Annotated in this window: 12 protein-coding genes; 1 reads left to right on the plus strand and 11 read right to left on the minus strand. The window is 32.4% G+C overall.

Features of this window, described 5'->3' with window-relative positions; translation table 11 throughout:
- Position 1: 1 nt before the first annotated feature.
- From polA to ACJQQZ_RS05535, 5 genes are all read right to left on the minus strand, one after another.
- Positions 2 to 2,632: a DNA polymerase I gene (polA, locus tag ACJQQZ_RS05515; protein ID WP_145506599.1), complete on the minus strand. Its 2,631-nt coding sequence runs from the start codon at positions 2,630 to 2,632 to the stop codon at positions 2 to 4.
- Between the two features lie 153 nt (positions 2,633 to 2,785).
- Positions 2,786 to 4,480, minus strand: coding sequence for a two-component system histidine kinase PnpS (pnpS, locus tag ACJQQZ_RS05520; protein ID WP_002452221.1), 1,695 nt, complete (start codon positions 4,478 to 4,480; stop codon positions 2,786 to 2,788).
- The gene (locus ACJQQZ_RS05525) at positions 4,480 to 5,190 is read right to left on the minus strand and encodes a response regulator transcription factor (protein WP_002452220.1); all 711 of its coding nucleotides are present in this window, start codon (positions 5,188 to 5,190) and stop codon (positions 4,480 to 4,482) included. The genes pnpS and ACJQQZ_RS05525 overlap by 1 nt, the downstream gene beginning before the upstream one ends.
- A gap of 261 nt (positions 5,191 to 5,451) precedes the next feature.
- A complete protein-coding gene (icd, locus tag ACJQQZ_RS05530) occupies positions 5,452 to 6,720 on the minus strand; it encodes an NADP-dependent isocitrate dehydrogenase (RefSeq protein WP_124227829.1) in 1,269 nt (422 codons plus the stop codon).
- A 56-nt stretch (positions 6,721 to 6,776) separates the two neighbouring features.
- Positions 6,777 to 7,895 carry a citrate synthase gene (locus ACJQQZ_RS05535; RefSeq protein WP_124227830.1) on the minus strand — a complete coding sequence of 373 codons (1,119 nt, stop codon included), beginning with the start codon at positions 7,893 to 7,895 and terminating at the stop codon, positions 6,777 to 6,779.
- A gap of 348 nt (positions 7,896 to 8,243) precedes the next feature.
- On the opposite strand from ACJQQZ_RS05535, the gene ACJQQZ_RS05540 reads away from it, so the two are divergent.
- Positions 8,244 to 9,602 carry an amino acid permease gene (locus ACJQQZ_RS05540; protein WP_049425475.1) on the plus strand — a complete coding sequence of 453 codons (1,359 nt, stop codon included), beginning with the start codon at positions 8,244 to 8,246 and terminating at the stop codon, positions 9,600 to 9,602.
- Positions 9,603 to 9,855: 253 nt separating this feature from the next.
- On the opposite strand, the gene pyk is transcribed toward ACJQQZ_RS05540, so the two are convergent.
- From pyk to ACJQQZ_RS05570, 6 genes are all read right to left on the minus strand, one after another.
- On the minus strand, positions 9,856 to 11,613 hold the full coding sequence (gene pyk, locus ACJQQZ_RS05545) for a pyruvate kinase (RefSeq protein WP_124227831.1): 1,758 nt from the start codon (positions 11,611 to 11,613) through the stop codon (positions 9,856 to 9,858).
- Positions 11,614 to 11,632: 19 nt separating this feature from the next.
- Complete coding sequence (gene pfkA / locus ACJQQZ_RS05550) at positions 11,633 to 12,601, minus strand: 6-phosphofructokinase (RefSeq protein WP_002452215.1); 969 nt, start codon at positions 12,599 to 12,601, stop codon at positions 11,633 to 11,635.
- A 178-nt stretch (positions 12,602 to 12,779) separates the two neighbouring features.
- Entirely contained in the window at positions 12,780 to 13,724 is a 945-nt protein-coding gene (locus ACJQQZ_RS05555) for an acetyl-CoA carboxylase carboxyltransferase subunit alpha (protein ID WP_002452214.1), read from the minus strand.
- On the minus strand, positions 13,724 to 14,581 hold the full coding sequence (gene accD, locus ACJQQZ_RS05560) for an acetyl-CoA carboxylase, carboxyltransferase subunit beta (RefSeq protein ID WP_124227832.1): 858 nt from the start codon (positions 14,579 to 14,581) through the stop codon (positions 13,724 to 13,726). Before accD ends, ACJQQZ_RS05555 begins: the two co-directional genes overlap by 1 nt.
- Before the next feature lie 177 nt (positions 14,582 to 14,758).
- On the minus strand, positions 14,759 to 15,988 hold the full coding sequence (gene ystJ / locus ACJQQZ_RS05565) for an NADP-dependent malic enzyme (protein ID WP_408023092.1): 1,230 nt from the start codon (positions 15,986 to 15,988) through the stop codon (positions 14,759 to 14,761).
- 326 nt (positions 15,989 to 16,314) lie between these two features.
- Positions 16,315 to 19,509, minus strand: a complete 3,195-nt coding sequence (locus tag ACJQQZ_RS05570; protein WP_145506603.1) for a DNA polymerase III subunit alpha — start codon at positions 19,507 to 19,509, stop codon at positions 16,315 to 16,317.
- Between the last annotated feature and the right edge of the window lie 27 nt (positions 19,510 to 19,536).

Below are 19,536 nucleotides of genomic sequence, written 5' to 3' on the forward strand. Positions count from 1 at the left end.
TTTATTTTGCATCATACCATGTCGCACCGTAACTTGAGTCAACTTTTAGTGGCACATCTAATTCTAGTGCAGACTCCATAATGTCTTCTACAAACTGGCTGAATGATTCTACTTCATCTTTTGGTACTTCAAAGATTAATTCGTCATGAACTTGCAATAATAGTTTCGCGTGATATTTAGTATGTTGTACTTCTTTATTGAATTGCACCATAGCCAATTTGATAATATCTGCCGCACTACCTTGAATTGGCGTATTCATTGCTGTTCTTTCTGCAAAACTTCTTAAATTAAAATTACGACTTGTAATATCTGGAATATATCTACGACGATGTAATAATGTTTCTACAAAACCTTGAGCTTTAGCATCTTTCACAATATCTGACATATATTGTTTGACTCCTGGAAAACTATCTAAATAATCATCAATAAATGCTATCGCCTTTTTACGTGTAATTCCTAAACTTTGGCTTAATCCATAATCACTTATGCCATACACAATTCCAAAGTTAACGGCTTTCGCTTGTCTACGCATTAAACTATCAACTTCATCCGCTTCCACATCGAAAACCTTCATTGCAGTCGCTGTATGAATATCATGACCATTTATGAATGCTTCTTTCATACTTTCATCTTGCGTAATATGTGCTAAAACTCTTAATTCAATTTGAGAATAATCGGCACTTAAAATAACACTATCTGTAGATGTCGGTTTAAATGCTTTTCTAATTTTCCTACCTTCTTCTAAACGAATAGGTATATTTTGTAAATTTGGATCCACACTTGATAATCGCCCAGTTTGAGCTAATGTTTGATTAAAACGTGTATGAATGCGATTATCTTCACTAATCACTTTTTGTAATCCTTCTACATACGTAGATTGTAATTTTGATAATTGGCGATATTCTAAAATATAATCAATAATTGGGTGTTGACCTTGTAATTGTTCCAATACATCAACAGCAGTAGAGTAGCCTGTTTTAGTTTTTTTAATCACTGGTAATTCTAGTGTTTCAAATAATACCACGCCAAGTTGTTTAGGAGAATTAATGTTAAATTCTTCACCCGCAGCTTCATGAATATTTTTAATTAAAACATCTAGCTTTTCTTGAATCTCTTTCTCCATATGTTGTAAATCATTTACATCTGTATAGATTCCAATTTCTTCCATCTCGCTTAATATTTCGGCTAATGGTAGTTCTAAATCTGCTAATAGAGATTCTTGATTATATTCTTTTAGTTGATTTTGCATTTCTGATTTCGATGCACTTACCGCTTCAATGATTGAGGCTACATGTTTATTTAAAATCTCGTCTTCTGGAATATGATGCTTTTTGCCCTTACCATAAATAGCCACGTTATCCTGAACATAATGTTGTCCATATAAAGAAACAACTGAATTCACATCGTCAATGGTTCTTGATGGATCGATAATGTAACTAGACAACATGACATCAAACTGAATGTTTTGAATATCGATATCTAGTCTATGAGCAACAACATAAGTTTTCTTAGCATCATAAACAGTTTTTGCTGTATTTGGATTTTCTAACCAATTGACTAAATCTGAAAATTGTTTAATTTCATCTGCATTGATAACAACATGATGTTCTCCAGTATAAAGTCCAAATTTTAATATATTATCTTTTAAATAATTACTATCTTCTAGCTCAAAATGAATGGTCGCCTCATCTAAATCATTAAAATTAATATGGTCAAAATCTGACTCAATCTCAAAGACTTTATCTTTTTGTTCTTGAGTTGCTTCAAATGAATCTATTTCTGCTAAAAGTTGGTTAAATTCTAATTTTTTAAAGAGCTCAATTTTTTCAGTTTCATCAATGTCTGCTTCCATTTTAGTATCTTCTAAATTAACTTCGATTGGGCTTTCAACATTAATGGTAGCTAAATCTTTACTCATTAAAGCATCATCTTTACTATTTTCAAGTTTTTCTTTAAGTTTTTTACCTGAAACACTATTTATATTGTCATAAACGCCTTCTACAGTATTGAATTGATTTAGTAATTTAATTGCAGTTTTTTCGCCTACGCCAGCTACGCCCGGTATATTATCTGAAGTATCGCCCATTAACCCTTTCATATCAATAATTTGATTTGGTGTTAATCCGTTATATTTTTCAGCGATAAAGTCTGGTGTATAATGATCGACTTCTGTTACACCTTTTTTAGTATAGTAAATTGTGACATGATCAGTAGCAAGCTGCGTTAAATCTCTATCGCCAGTAATTATGATAGTTTCAAACCCAGCTTTGTCCGCTTCATTACTCAAAGTACCAATAATATCATCTGCTTCATAATTCTCTAATTCATATCTTTTTATGTGATATGCATCTAATAATTGACGAATATATGGGAATTGTTCACTTAACTCAGGTGGAGTTTTTTGTCTACCACCTTTATATTCACTATATTTAGAATGTCTGAAAGTTGTTTTACCTGCATCAAACGCCACTAAAAAGTGATTAGGTTGTTCTTCTTTAAGAATTTTCTCTAGTAACATCGCAAAGCCATATACTGCATTAGTATGTATGCCTGCCTTATTTGAAAGTAATGGCAAAGCATAGAAAGCTCTAAAGCTTAAACTATTACCATCAATTAATACTAATTTATTCACGTTATAAACCTCCAGCACATATTTAAATATATTTTAGCATAAACAGTGTATCGTCATTAAACATTAAGTACCATTGTCTCATAATTCATTGAACTAAAATAAGAACCACACGCCTTTATGAATTCAATCATTTTAGGGTGTGGTTCTTAATATTTAATCTTCATCGAAAAACGTCACTTTAAAGGTCGAACCCTCATTTAAACGACTAATTACACTAATTCTTCCATTATGCGATTCAACAATATGCTTAGTAATCGATAATCCTAACCCAGTACCGCCGGAATCCCTACTTCGTGCTTTATCAACTCGATAAAATCTTTCAAAAATATGTTTTTGTTCCTCAGCACTAATACCTATACCAAAGTCTTGAATTTCTAGGTTAACCCTCTTACCTTCACGATACACACTTACAATAACTTTATTATCATTGGTTGAATAATTGATGGCATTAGATAATAAATTGGTAATAACTTGAGCAATTTTATTTTCATTTGCTTTGAAAATAACATCACGTTCAATTTTAGATTCAATTGTTATATTTTTATTCTGAGCTTGATTTTGTAAATTATCTATCGTTGTATAAGCTAATTCAGATAAATTCATATAACTCGTTGTTATTTCATTTTGTTGCTCAATATGCGATAAATCTAGTAAATCCATCACAAGTGATTCGATTCTATTCGATTCTTTCAGGATGATATTTAAGAACATATTAAGCGATTCTTCATCGTTTTTAGCACCTTCAATCAATGTTTCAGCGAATCCTTTAATTGAAGTAATCGGTGTTTTAAGTTCGTGTGAGACGTTAGCTACAAATTCTCGACGTAGGTTTTCTAACTTTTGCAAATTAGTAATATCATGCAATACGACCACCATACCTTGTAGCTTTTTCTTCGATTTAGAAAGTATTGGTACACATGATACATCAAAATATTTTGTGTGAACATTATTGATATCTACTTCAATCTGATCATAAATCACTTTCTCAGTTCTAAAACTTTCCATGATTAACTTTTCAATTTTATCATTGATAAAACCAATATAACTTTTATTTTCCACACTTTGTTCAGGACTAAATACTTCATAATATGCCGAGTTCGCTACGACAATTTCACCATGTTTATCAATCATTAATACTGAACTTGGTATATTTTCTAATGTCGTTTTTAATCTATTAGATTGGATTTTTTGTCTATTATTTAATTTCTGTAACCGTCTTGCAAGCTCATTTGTCGTTACAAACAATGCTTTAGTTTCTTTGACGTTGCTTTCGGGTACACGAACATGATAATAACCATCCGCCAATAATGAAGTAGCATATGTTACTTCATTTATGGGTCTAATATATGTACGATTGATACTTCTACTAGCTAGATAAACTGTAATTAATACAATCACACCTACAATTGATAGGTACTTCCACATTTCTTTTTGCAGGTCTAATATTTCATCATTAATTCCACTTATGTAAACAGTTTTATCATCAATTTGACTTTTAAACGTATACTTCAAACCAAGTTTCGTATTTTTATGAATCAATTGTGAGGGGTTTGCCTCGTTATCTATACGTTTATCTATCTTTTCTTTTTCATCAGTCGTGAATATCACTTTATCGTTTTTCTTGATTACGATTATATTCTCTTGATTATTAGCAATATTTTTAATCTCACTTTTTTTATTATCGTTATATAAGCTGACATAGTTACGCGATTCTTTTTCAAGTTCTTTTGTCTGATTTTGTGTTAATGTTTGATAAATCATGTTGTGGACAATTGCACCTAAACCTATAAAACTAATAATCGTAATAGTACTAATTAATATTAAAAGACGATGGTGGAATTTCAACATTAACTTTTAGGACGCTCCAATTTATAGCCTAATCCTCTAACAGTTTTAATTAATTTAGGTTGTTTAGGGTTCTCTTCTAATTTGTCTCTCAAATGACTAATATGGACATCAACGATACGAGAATCACCTGCGAACTCGTAATTCCATACAGAATTCAACATATGTTCTCTAGTAATCACACGACCTTGTCGTTCAATAAGATAAAGTAATAATTCAAATTCTTTTGGCGTAAGTTCTAATAACTCATCATCTTTATATACTTCAAAAAATTCAGGACGAATACGGATTGAATCAATAATAATATCCTCATCATCTGTTTCACTTTGTTCAACTTCATTGACGAATTGTGAACGTCTTAAAATTGCTTTTACTCTTGCCACGACTTCTCTTGGTGAGAAAGGTTTAGTCATATAGTCATCAGCACCTAGTTCCAAACCTAATACCCTATCAAATTCATCATCCTTTGCCGTAAGCATAAGAATAGGTACTAAATTTTTATCAGATCTAATTGTTTTACAAACTTCAATACCATCTTTTTTAGGTAACATAACGTCTAAAACAATTAAATCTGGTTGAGACAATTCAACCTTTTGTAGTGCTTCTTCACCGTCATAGGCTACTTCTACTATGTATCCAGCTGTTTCTAAATTATATTTAAGTAACGTAACGATCGATTGTTCATCGTCAACGACTAATACTTTTTGTGACATGATGTGCCTCCCCCATTTAAATTACATGTTTATTATAACTGATGTTTAAATACAAATAACATACCTACACATCAAATTTACATAAACTTAACAATCCAATTATAATGATACTTATATTAAGCTAACATTGGATTAATATTGTCATTTCATTAATTAAACTATCATTTTTTTATAATAAATGATATTGAAACACTAGTAATTTACAAAATCTTAATAAAAAAACGGATTGGTTTCCCAATCCGTTTAGTTCAATATCATCTATTATTTTAAGTTTTTGATTAATTCGTCAGCAAACTCTGAAGTTGATACTTCTGTCGCACCATCCATTAGACGAGCAAAGTCATAAGTAACTATTTTAGAAGCGATTGTTGCTTCTATAGAGTCTGTAATTTTATCAGCAGCTTCTTGCCATCCTAAGTGTTCTAACATTAATACTGAACTTAATAGTTCAGAAGATGGGTTTACTTTGTTTAACCCAGCATATTTAGGTGCTGTACCATGAGTAGCTTCAAAGATAGCATGACCAGTTTCATAGTTGATATTTGCACCAGGTGCAATACCAATACCACCTACTTGAGCAGCTAATGCATCTGAAATGTAGTCACCATTTAAGTTCATTGTAGCAACAACTTCATGTTCAGATGGACGAGTTAAAATTTGTTGTAAGAAGATATCAGCGATTGAGTCTTTAACGATAATTTTACCTTCTTGTTCAGCTTTTGATTGTGCTTCATTCGCAGCTTCTTTACCTTCTTTTTCTACAATTTCATCATATTGTTGCCAAGTGAATACTTGATCAGCAAATTCATTATGAGCTAAATCGTAACCCCATTGTTTAAATGAACCTTCAGTAAATTTCATAATGTTACCTTTGTGAACTAAAGTTACAGCTTTACGGTTATTATCAATTGCATATTGGATAGCAGCTCTAACTAATCTTTCAGTACCTTCTTTAGATACTGGTTTAATACCAATACCTGAAGTTTCTGGGAAACGAATATTTGTTGCGCCCATTTCATCTTGTAAGAAGTCAATTACTTTTTTAACTTCTGGCGTACCTTCTTTGAATTCAATACCTGCATAGATATCTTCAGTGTTTTCACGGAAAATAACCATATCTACGTCTTGAGGGCGTTTAACTGGTGATGGTACACCTTGGAACCAACGTACAGGGCGTAAGCAAGTAAACAAGTCTAGTTCTTGTCTTAATGCTACGTTTAATGATCGGATACCGCCACCGATTGGAGTAGTTAAAGGACCTTTTACAGCAATTAAATATTCTTTAATAGTGTCTAAAGTTTCTTGTGGTAACCATTCACCAGTATTGTCATATGCTTTTTGTCCAGCTAAAACTTCTTTCCATTCGATGCGTTTTTCGCCATTATATGCTTTTTCAACTGCAGCATCGATAACACGACTAGCTGCTTTCCAAATATCTGGTCCGATTCCGTCACCGATAATGAAAGGAATAATTGGTTCGTTTGGTACATTTAATCCATCTTTAGTTTGAGTAATTTTTTCTGCTGTCATAAAATTTGACCTCCAAGTAATTTGTTTGAATTCACCTAATACTATAGATGATTTGATTATCTTTCTTCAATAGGAACGTATTTACGATTTGTTTCACCAATGTAATTCGCTCTTGGACGCATGATTCTATTATCTCTATATTGCTCAAGAATATGTGCAATCCAACCTGATGTACGACTTACTGCAAAGATTGGTGTAAATAAATCATGTGTAATGTCCATACTGTGATAAACTGACGCACTAAAGAAATCGACGTTAGGAATTAATCCTTTTTCTTCCTTCATGCGTTTTTCAATAGCTAATGACATTTCATATAATTCGCTTTGTCCAGTTTCTTCAGTGATTTTTCTACTCATTTCTCGTAAATACTTAGCACGTGGGTCACCTTCTTTATACACACGGTGACCGAAGCCCATAATTTTTTCTTTATTAGCTATTTTTTTGTCTAAATAGTTATCTACATTGTCTAATGAGCCTACTTCAGATAACATAGCCATCACGCGTTCATTAGCACCACCATGTAAAGGTCCTTTTAATGAACCAACAGCAGCAACAATACCTGAATACATATCAGATAAAGAAGATACTGCACAACGAGCAGTGAATGCAGATGCATTTAATTCGTGATCAGCATGTAAAATTAAAGCTTTGTTGAAAGCTTCTTCCTCAATATCAGTTGGTAATTCACCTTTTAACATGTATAAGAAGTTTCCAGCGTAGCTTAAATCTGAATTTGGTTTTAATGGTTCTTTACCTTCACGTACACGTGCGAAAGCTGTAACTAATGATGCAATTTTAGCTTGAATACGAATTGCTCTTTCATATTTCTTTTCATCTGATTCGTCTTCAGCATCTGGATCGAAATGAGCAATGTATGATACTGAAGTACGTAATGCAGCCATTGGATGTACTTTATCAGTTACGTACTCTTCAAAATGTTTATACACTCTAGGATTAAGTGTCATATACTCATATAATTTTGATTTAAGTTCTTGTAATTCTTCTTTATTTGGCAATCTATAGTTCCATAATAAAAAGATGATTTCTTCAAACTGGGCATTTTCTGCAAGATCGTCAATATCATATCCTGCGTATGTTAATTGACTATCGATGATTGAGCTGATTTTAGTTTCAGCTGCAATTACCCCTTCCAAACCTCTTTGTAATTCTGCCATGATAAATTTCCCCTTTACTATTTCTTTATGAAATGGCTTTCAACTAGTATTATAGCTAATTATTAAGTTTTTGTGAAACAAAATAAATTACTATATATATGTAAGTTTGGTATTGATTCATATATAACATAAATGTTAAAAATGTTCTAAGTACCATGAAACCAACATTTTGGCCTTTTAAATTGTTTTGAAAATTAAATTTAATACAAAGTTTTTATTTGGTTATCAAGCTTGATTAAAAAATACTAATTATCTAGGAGTGTATTTTAACACTTTTTTAATAAATAAATTGTATAAAAAGCTATTTAAGTGCATAATATAATTATCTAAAAGTAAGGGAGAGGTCTTATGGCTGATAATCTACAAAGAGAATTGAGCAATCGCCATGTGCAATTAATTGCTATTGGAGGCGCTATTGGGACAGGATTATTCCTGGGTGCTGGACAAACGATTGCCATGACGGGTCCCTCAATACTACTCACGTACATCTTTATTGGATTCATGCTATTCATGTTTATGCGTGGATTAGGTGAAATTATTATTCAAAACACAAGTTTCAAATCATTTGCGGACGTAACTAATACATATATAGGTCCATTTGCAGGATTTGTTACTGGTTGGACATATTGGCTATGTTGGATAATTACTGGTATGGCAGAGGTTACCGCAGTAGCTAAATATGTTAGTTTTTGGTTTCCACATATTCCTAACTGGATTAGTGCATTATTCTGTGTACTTATTTTGATGTCATTTAACTTACTAAGCGCTAAGTTATTTGGTGAATTAGAGTTTTGGTTTTCTATTATCAAAATTGTAACAATCATAGGGTTAATTGTTGTTGGGGCTGTTATGATCTTATTTGCATACAAAACGCAATTTGGACATGCAAGCTTAACTAATCTATACAATCATGGTATTTTTCCTAAAGGAGCATCAGGATTCTTCATGTCATTCCAAATGGCAGTGTTCTCATTCGTTGGTATCGAAATGATTGGTGTAACTGCCGGTGAAACGAAAGATCCTGAATCAACTATTCCAAAAGCTATCAACAGTGTACCAATTCGTATATTAATCTTTTATGTTGGTGCCCTAGCTGTGATTATGTCAATCATTCCTTGGGATAAAGTCGATCCAGATAATAGTCCATTTGTTAAACTATTTACACTTATTGGAATTCCATTTGCAGCTGGTTTAATTAACTTCGTTGTATTAACTGCTGCAGCATCATCATGTAATAGTGGTATTTTCTCAAACAGTAGAATGTTGTTCGGATTATCTGATAACAAACAAGCACCACCTGCGTTTAGCAAAACTAACAAGAACGGTGTGCCACATGTAGCAATTATTGGATCTTCAGCATTATTATTAATTGCAGCACTATTGAATTACATTTTCCCAGATGCAACATTAGTGTTCACATATGTAACAACATTATCTACTGTATTGTTCCTAATCGTATGGGCTTTAATTATCATTGCTTATATTAATTACAGTAGTAAAAATCCAGAATTACACAAGGCGTCTACATATAAATTACCTGGTGGTAAATATATGGGCTACGTCATCTTATTATTCTTTATCTTAGTATTCGGTTTATTATTTGTTAATGAAACAACTAGACGTGCAATTTATTTAACGCCGTTATGGTTTGTAATATTAGGATTAATGTATTGGAGATATAAAAAAGCAAGTACTGCATCTAAATAGTCTTTAACAAAATAAAAATGAGCCAGTAAATGATTTATCATCAATTCATTTACTGGCTTTTTTATATTTAATATCAATATTACTTATGGTCTACATATTTAACTAATATAAAATATATTTTTACATACACTAATGATGTATCAGATCATATTAAAAACGAGTTATAAAGCAAAAAACACCACTTCCAATTTTAATAGTTTGGAAGTGGTGTTTCTGATTTCATCATCAATCTATTTAATTAAAATACTATTAATTAAAGTACGTTAGCATAACCTTCGAATACTTTACCGTTAGCTGCATCAACAGTAACTAACATATCATCTTTAATTTCTTTTGTAGCATTTTCAACACCTACTACCGTTGGAATACCTTTTTCTAAACCAACAATAGCACTTGGTGATGTAATACCATTTTCTTCAGTGATTAAACCAATAGCTTGATCTACGTATGGTACTAATGTTTCATCTACAGAGTTAGTGACGATGATTTTATCACTTAAATCAACACCTTCTAAATCACTAGCAGAATCAGCGACAACAGCAGTACCTACTACTGATCCACGACCTACACCTTGACCTTTAGCAATTTCATCACCAACTAAGTGAATTTTCATCATATTTGTAGTACCTTTTTCACCTGTTGGTACACCTGCAGTGATAATAATTAAATCACCATTTTGAACTCTTTCAGTTTCAACTGCAGTTGCTACTGCATTATTTAATAATGCATCAGTGTTTTTACGTCCTTCTTTAACTACTGGGTAAACACCCCAAACGATAGCACATTGGCGTGCAGTTTTTTCACTCGGTGTTACAGCAATAATGTCTGAATGTGGACGATATTTAGAAATTGTACGAGCTGTTGAACCACTTTCAGTTGCAGCAACAATAGCTTTAACATTTAAGTTTAATGCAGTATGTGCCACTGAGATACCAATAGCATTCACTAATGATGTTTCAACTAATTTAGTTCTGTCAGATAATAATTTTTTATAGTCTTGTGCTGCTTCTGCTGAAACTGCAATGTTTCTCATTGTTTTAACTGCTTCTTCTGGGTATAAACCTGCAGCAGTTTCACCAGATAACATTACTGCATCTGTACCATCATAGATTGCATTCGCAACGTCACTAGCTTCCGCACGAGTAGCACGTGGATTACGTTGCATAGAATCAAGCATTTGTGTAGCTGTGATTACTGGTTTACCTAATTTATTACATTTTCTAATTAAGTCTTTTTGAACCATTGGTACTTTTTCAGGTGGAATTTCAACACCCATATCACCACGAGCTACCATTAAACCATCAGATACTTCAAGAATTTCTTCGATATTATCAATACCTTCTTGGTTTTCAATTTTAGGGAAAATAGTAATATTTGCTTTTTCTTGTTCTAAGATTTCACGAATATCTAAAACGTCACTTGGACGACGAACGAAGCTTGCAGCGATGAAATCTACATCTTCTTTGATACCAAATCTAATGTCGTCTGCATCTTTGTCAGTGATACCTGGTAAGTTTACTTTCACACCTGGTAAGTTAACACCTTTTTTATTTTTTAATTCTCCACTGTTTAAGATGTCACATTTAACTTCACCTCTATCATGGTCAATGTCTTTAACTTGTAATTCAACTAAACCATCATCTAATAAAATATATGAACCTACTTGAACATCGTTGATTAAGTTGTCGTAAGTAACAGAGAATTTCTCTGGCGTACCTTCAACTTCTGTCATGCTTACAATAACTTCTTTACCTTTTTCTAAATCAATGATGCCATTTTTCATATTATGTGTACGAATTTCTGGCCCTTTTGTATCTAAAAGGATAGCTACTGTTTTATTTAAACGTTTAGCAACTTTGCGAATTGTATCAATTCTACCTTTATGTTCTTCATGGCTTCCGTGTGAAAAGTTCAAACGTGCCACGTTCATACCAGCATTCATTAATTTTTCAAGCATTTCTTCTGATTCTGAAGCTGGTCCAATAGTACATACAATTTTAGTCTTTCTCATTTTAAAATCCTCCTGAAATTTATATAGATAACTCTTTAGCTAGTTGATAAATTTGTTGATCAAACTTATGACTTGAATGACCAAATATTTCATCGAATGGTGTCGCTGTTAATTGGTTATGTTTAATACCAACACCTTTGGCAGTTTCACCTTTCTTTAATAATTCAACGGCGTGGCCACCTAATCTTGATGCTAAAACACGGTCAGCTCCTGAAGGGCTACCTCCACGTTGAATGTGTCCTAATACTGAAACTCTTGTATCAATATTAATATATTTACTTAATTCATCAGCACATTCTTGACCGCTCATACATCCTTCAGCAACCATAACGATTGAGTGTTTTTTACCACGTTTAATACCTTGCTCTATCTTTTCAGCTACTTCTTTAATATCTGTATCAACTTCTGGTACGACAATCGTTTCAGCACCTACAGATAAGCCTGCCCATAGCGCTAAGTCACCACAGTCACGACCCATTACTTCAACGATAAATGTTCTTGCATGACTTGATGCTGTATCACGAATTTTATCGACTGAATCAATAATCGTATTAAGTGCTGTGTCGAATCCAATCGTAAAGTCGGTACCGTTAATATCATTATCGATTGTACCAGGAATACCAATGGTTTGTATTTCTTTACACTCTTCACTTATACGTTGAGCGCCACGGTAACTGCCATCCCCACCAATAACTACTAAGCCTTCAATTTCTCTTTTACGTAGATTGTTAATAGCAACTTTACGTACTTCTTCTTCTTTAAATTCAGGACATCTTGCTGAGAATAAGAATGTCCCACCACGTTGGATAGTATCTCCAACTGATCCTAATTCAAGTTTATGAATATCATCTTCTACTAATCCTTGATAACCGTGATATACACCATAAACTTCAATATTATTGTAAATTGCTGTACGTACAACTGCTCTAACGGCAGCATTCATCCCCGGTGAATCTCCACCGCTAGTCAAAACTGCAATTTTCTTCATGACGACATACCTTTCTATAACTAGATTTATCTTCAACTCTAAATTACCACAAATTTTTTACTTCTTCCATCAAAAGAAAGGAGTTATATTGATGTAAACGTTTTTAATTTTGACTTTTATTTTAACAATATTAAAAATAGAGTAATAGTCTATAAAATGACTACTACTCTATTCCTCTTTATTCTACAAAAGAACCTATATTTCTAAATTTATTAAAGCGATCTTCAACTAATTGTTCCTTATTAAGCTGTTCTAATTCATTTAGATGAGTAACAAACGCCTTTTTAATAGATTGCGCTTGAGTCTCCATTTCTTTATGTGCGCCGCCAAGTGGCTCGTTAATCACATCATCTATTACCTTTAATTCATGTAAGTCATGTGCTGTGATTTTCATTGTTTCTGCAGCAATTTTAGCCAAATTACTGTCTTTCCATAGTAATGCTGCTGCACCTTCTGGAGAAATAACAGAGTACGTACTGTTTTCAAGCATTAATACTCTGTTAGCAATACCGATACCAAGTGCACCACCACTACCACCTTCACCGATAACGACTGCAATGACAGGTACTTTTAAAGAAGCCATTTCTATTAAATTGGTAGCAATAGATTCACTTTGCCCTCTTTCTTCAGCTGCCTTACCAGGGTATGCACCTTTAGTATCAATAAATGTGAATATAGGTCGATTAAACTTTTCAGCCTGTTTCATAAGTCTTAATGCTTTTCTATAACCTTCTGGATGTGCCATACCAAAATTACGATAAATATTATCTTTAGTATCTTTACCACGTTGTTGACCTACAACAGTTACTGCCTTTCCATTTAAGTAACCAATACCGCCGATCATAGCTGGATCATCTCTAAAATTACGGTCTCCATGTAATTCTATAAATGAATCAAAAATCATAGGGATATAATCTAAAGATGTCGGTCTGTCTGGTAATCTAGCTATTTGTACTCTATCCCATGGTTTTAAATTTGTATAAACTTTTTTTGTTTCGCGTTCTAAAGAAGCTTCAAGCATATCGATTTCTTCTTGTAAATCAACATCATTCTTTTCTTGAGATTCTTTTAACGAATCAATTTTCTTTCTAATTTCAAAAAGTGGCTTTTCAAAATCAAGCATTAGCTTTTCACCTCTTGATGCAGATTTAATATATTAGCAAGTGTTGTTCTCATGTCTTTACGATGTATTACTTTATCAAGTTGACCATGTTCCAATAAAAATTCAGCAGTTTGGAAATCTTCTGGTAATTTTTCATTAATCGTTTGTTCAATCACGCGTCGTCCAGCGAAACCGATTAATGCTTTGGGTTCACTTAAATTAATATCACCCACTGATGCAAAACTTGCAGACACACCACCTGTAGTAGGATTCGTAATATATGAAATATATAGTAATCCTGCGTCAGAATGTCTTTTTAATGACACACTAGTCTTACCCATTTGCATTAATGAAATAATACCTTCTTGCATACGGGCACCACCACTTGCAGAGAACAAGATAAATGGTAATCGATGCTCAGTACAATAATCAATGATTCGGCAAATTTTTTCACCAACAACTGAACCCATACTACCCATTCTAAAACGTGCATCCATTACGGCTACACCGTATTCAATACCATCTAATTTAGCAGTACCAGTCACAACGGCTTCATTTAAGTCTGTCTTTTTCTGATCCTTTTCAATCTTCTCAATGTAACCAGGAAAATCTAAAGGATTAGCAGATGTCATGCCTTTATCAAATTCATTAAATGTATCTTCGTCAGAAATTGCTTCGATTCTTTTGTAAGCAGATAATGAAATATGGTGGTCACAATTGAAGCATACATTTAAGTTCTCATCTAATTCTTTGGTATACATGATCTTTTTGCATTTTGGACATTTAGTCATGATTCCTGCTGGTACATCATTTTGTTTAGAATCTTGAACTGTTAGATATTTCTTTTTCTTTGTTCGATTAAAAAAATCTTTAAACATAGGGAAACCTCCAAAAACCTCTGACCTTTATAAGGATTAAATTTATACTCATGATGCATTTATAATTATGTATAGTGATAAAGTACTATAACGACATTTGTAACTTACACGTTATAAATGTCGTTATAATTAAACTTCATCCAAATATAGTATTCTATATGAATATATTTATCAATATTATTTTAAATCTGTTAATTTCATTGTTTTATCATACACATCTTGTGGATCAACTTCAATTCGAGCTACACCAGATTCCATTGCTGCTTTAGCAACCTCACGAGCAACAGATGGCGCAACACGTTTATCGAATGGTCCAGGAATACAATAATTTGGTTCTAATTCTTTACTATCGATTAAGTCTGCAATCGCTTCAACTGCAGCTTTTTTCATTTCTTCGTTAATATGGGTTGCTTCTGTATCCAATGCACCTCTAAATATACCTGGGAATGCTAATACATTATTAATTTGGTTTGGATAATCTGAACGTCCAGTTCCAACAACTTTCGCACCAGCATCTTTAGCATCGTTAGGATTGATTTCAGGATTAGGATTCGCCATTGCAAAAATAATTGGATCTTTGGCCATGCTCTCTACCATTTCTTTAGAAAGTAGGTCCGCAATAGATACACCTATAAATACGTCAGCATCTTTAATAACTTCACTAAGTTCGCCTTCAGTTTTATCTTTGTTTGTCCATTTAGCGACGTATTCTTTTGTGTCATTCATGCCATAACTTCTTCCTTCAAATATGGCACCTCTTGAATCACACATAACCATATTTCTAACACCATATGAATAAAGTAATTTCACAATAGCTATTCCTGCTGCGCCTGCACCATTAAGAACGACTTTAATATCTGATAAATCTTTATCAACAATTCTAAGTGCATTGATTAATCCTGCCATTGTCACTATCGCTGTACCATGTTGATCATCGTGGAAGACGGGAATGTTGGTCTCTTTTTTCAATCGCTCCTCGATTTCAAAACAACGTGGTGCTGAGATATCCTCTAAGTTTATACCACCATAATTAGGTTGGATTAATTTAACTGTCTTAATAATTTCCTCAGTATCAGTTGTATCAAGTACAATAGGTACACCATTCACACCAGCAAAACTTTTGAACAACACAGCTTTACCTTCCATAACAGGAATACTAGCTTCAGGGCCAATGTTACCTAAACCTAATACTGCGGTTCCATCAGTAACGACCGTAACTGTATTACCTTTAATTGTATAGTCATATACTTTTCTTTCATCTTCATGAATTTCTTTACATGGTTCGGCAACACCTGGAGAATAAGCCAGACTTAATTCTTCTTTATTGGTAACTTTAACATTAGGCGTTACTTCTAATTTTCCTTGGTTTTCTTTATGCATTTCTAGTGCTTCGTCTCTTAAAGACATCAAATATCAACCCCTATTTATTTAGTTATAAGAATTAGATGTTGCTAGTTATCATTCAGTTTTTATTATAATATGTTTTCACATACTACTAATAATGAATTGCTTACCTATAGGATGTAAAGTGAATTAAAACTAGCAATAATTTAATTATCAGTCACTACTTTTATAATTATTTTTTCTGCTGATCATTCATATTTTATCATTAATCGACCAATAAGATAATGCCATTTACAAACAAATAGAACAAAAAACAATTATAAAAATAAACTGATGATTAAAATTTAAATCATCAGTTTACTATATCACAATTCAATACTGGATAAAAGTTATACAAAACGGATATCACTTGGTTTAAATAACTTTACTAAATCAGATAAAAAAGCTGAATTTTTCTTAATATAACCTAATCTTGTCATCTCGTTTGTTTGATCATTAAATGATAAAACCTCAATGGATTGATTTGTATTTTCTTGATCTAAATATTGATAGAACCCTTTAACTTGGTCAACTCGTCTAACAATAATTTGTTTTGTTTGGTTCAATTTAAATGCTTCAAATGCTTCTTCTGTATAAATATCATTAAGAATCAACTGCTTTTTACCATTTCGTTGATCAAATTTTCCTTGAACAACATAAATTTGCTCTTCAGATATATCAAGTTCATACTTTTTAAATTGATTTGGAAATATCACGCCATCCAGTAAATGAACGCCATCATTCAAGGTTACGAATGCCATATTTTGACCATTTTTAGTTCTAATCCGCTTAATTTGATTAAACTGTACTAAAATAGGTTGATAGTTTTTAGCATTACTTAATTTATATATTGTTAAATATTGTTTCTTGTTAAATTCTTTCTCTACTGGGTGCTTAGAGATGTAAAATCCTAGGTATTCTTTTTCATATTCACTTATTAATTGATCGGATAACTCTTCTTTTTCTTCATATGACTGTTTTGGCGTGAAGAAATCAAATAACATATCATCTTGTTCTATATCAGTTACTTGATCAATGACTTGATCAATTGAATGTAATAACGTAGCTCGATTTTTACCGAATATATCAAAGGCACCAACTAAAATTAAAGACTCTAATAATTTTCGAGTTTTAACTCTTTTAGGTAAGCGTCTTGCAAAATCAAAGAAATCTTTAAAGTCACCATTTTGATATCTCTCGTCTACGATAAGTTTCACACTTTGGTATCCTACCCCTTTAATAGCTCCTAATGATAAATAGATGCCATCGTTGGTTGCTTTATAAAACCAATAACTTTCATTAATATTGGGTGGGAGTATTGTAATGCTCTGATGTTTTGCTTCATCAATCATGGCAGCCGTCTTTTTCTCACTGCCAATAACATTACTTAATATATTAGCGTAAAAATAATTAGGATAATGGACTTTTAAATAACTCATGATATAAGCGATTTTTGAATAACTAACTGCATGTGCTCTAGGGAAACCATAGTCAGCAAATTTTAAAATTAAATCAAAAATTTGTTTACTCATATATTCGTCATAGCCATTTTGTTTAGCACCATCAACAAAGTGTTGTCTTTCACTTTCAAGTACAGCCCTATTCTTTTTACTCATTGCACGTCTTAAAATATCTGCTTCACCATAACTAAAGTTGGCAAATTGACTGGCGATTTGCATAATTTGTTCTTGATAAATAATAACGCCATAAGTATTTTTCAATATAGGAGCTAAGTCTTCATGTAAATATTCTACTTTTGATGGATCGTGTCTTCGTGTAATATAAGTTGGAATTTCTTCCATAGGCCCTGGTCTATATAACGAAGTAACAGCAACGATGTCTTCGAAGTGTTCAGGCTTTAACTTTTTCAATACTCGACGTACGCCATCTGACTCTAATTGGAAAATACCAGTTGTATCTCCTTGAGACAATAATTCGAAAACTTTTGGATCATCAAAAGGTATACTTTCTATTTCAATGCTGATATTCAAGTCCTTTTTAACTTGATTAATAATCTGATGAATAATTGATAGATTTCTTAAACCTAAAAAGTCAATTTTTAATAAACCAATGCGTTCTGCCTCAGTCATTGTCCATTGTGTTAATAATCCTGTATCACCTAAAGTTAAAGGTGCATACTCATATAAAGCATGATCATTAATAATTATTCCTGCAGCATGAGTTGATGTATGTCTAGGTAATCCCTCTAGCTTTTTACATATTTCAAACCAGCGTTCATGACGATAATTACGATGGACAAATTGTTTAAATTCATCATTCTGATAAGCTTCTTCTAATGTGATGCCTAATTTATGAGGGATTAATTTAGAAATTTCATTTAGCGTTATTTCTTCAAATCCCATAATACGTCCCACATCTCGTGCAACAGCTCTTGCAAGTAGATGGCCAAACGTTACAATACCTGAAACATGTAATTGTCCATATTTTTCTTGAACATATTGAATCACTTTTTCACGTCGTGTGTCTTCAAAATCAATATCGATATCAGGCATCGTTACTCGTTCTGGATTTAAAAAACGTTCGAAGAGCAAATTAAATTTAATAGGATCTATTGTTGTAATACCAAGTAGATAACTTACCAGTGATCCTGCTGAAGACCCACGGCCAGGTCCAACCATTACATCATGCGTTTTAGCATAATGAATTAAATCACTTACGATTAAGAAGTAATCTTCAAATCCCATATTTGTGATAATGTCATACTCATGTTTTAATCTTTCCCAATAGTCTGGTCGATTCAAATTTAAATGATTTAACTTTTCTTCTAGTTTTTGCCATAAGTATGTTTTCGAAAGTTCACCATTCGGCGTTTGGAATTGAGGCAGTAATGATTGATGATAATTTAACTCAGCAGTACATAATTGTGCAATTTCGTCAGTTTTAATGATTAATTCATCATTAATTTCCAAATTTCGAAGTTCGTTTTTATTAAATACATGTTCATGGTAATCCTCTTGTTCAGCTACTAAATCTAATTTACTATTTTCCTTAATGGCTTGAAGTGCTGAAATCGTATCTGCATCTTCTTTATTTAAGTAACGCATGGTATTCAACCAAACAAACGATCTATTCTCTATAGCGATACAATCTTGGTTAAGATATACATGCTTTTTATCATGAAAGGCTTCAATGAATAGTTGATGGTGTTCTTCGACCCCTTTAAATATGATGATGAGATGATTTGCATAACGTTTTAACCATTCAATAGGGATATCTTCTTTCTCTTTCATTTTAATAGCTGACGATAATTGATATAAATCTTTTAAGCCATCATTATTTTGTGCCAAAAGAACAGTTTCCAATTGATACAACCCATCAGTTAAATAGACGGTCATACCAAAAACGGGGTGAATCCCCGCTTCTATACATGCATCATAAAATTTAGGATAGCCATACAAAACATTAGTATCTGTGATTGCAAGTGTTTCAATTCCTTCATTCTTAGCTTTATTAACGACATCCGATATTCTTAAGCTTGAATTTAACAAATCGTATGACGTATGAATATTTAAATACGCAACCATGTTTGTATGACTCCTTTCTGTTTATAG

Origin of the sequence: Staphylococcus sp. KUGN1, assembly GCF_045984185.1 — a bacterium.
Classification (GTDB): domain Bacteria; phylum Bacillota; class Bacilli; order Staphylococcales; family Staphylococcaceae; genus Staphylococcus; species Staphylococcus warneri_A.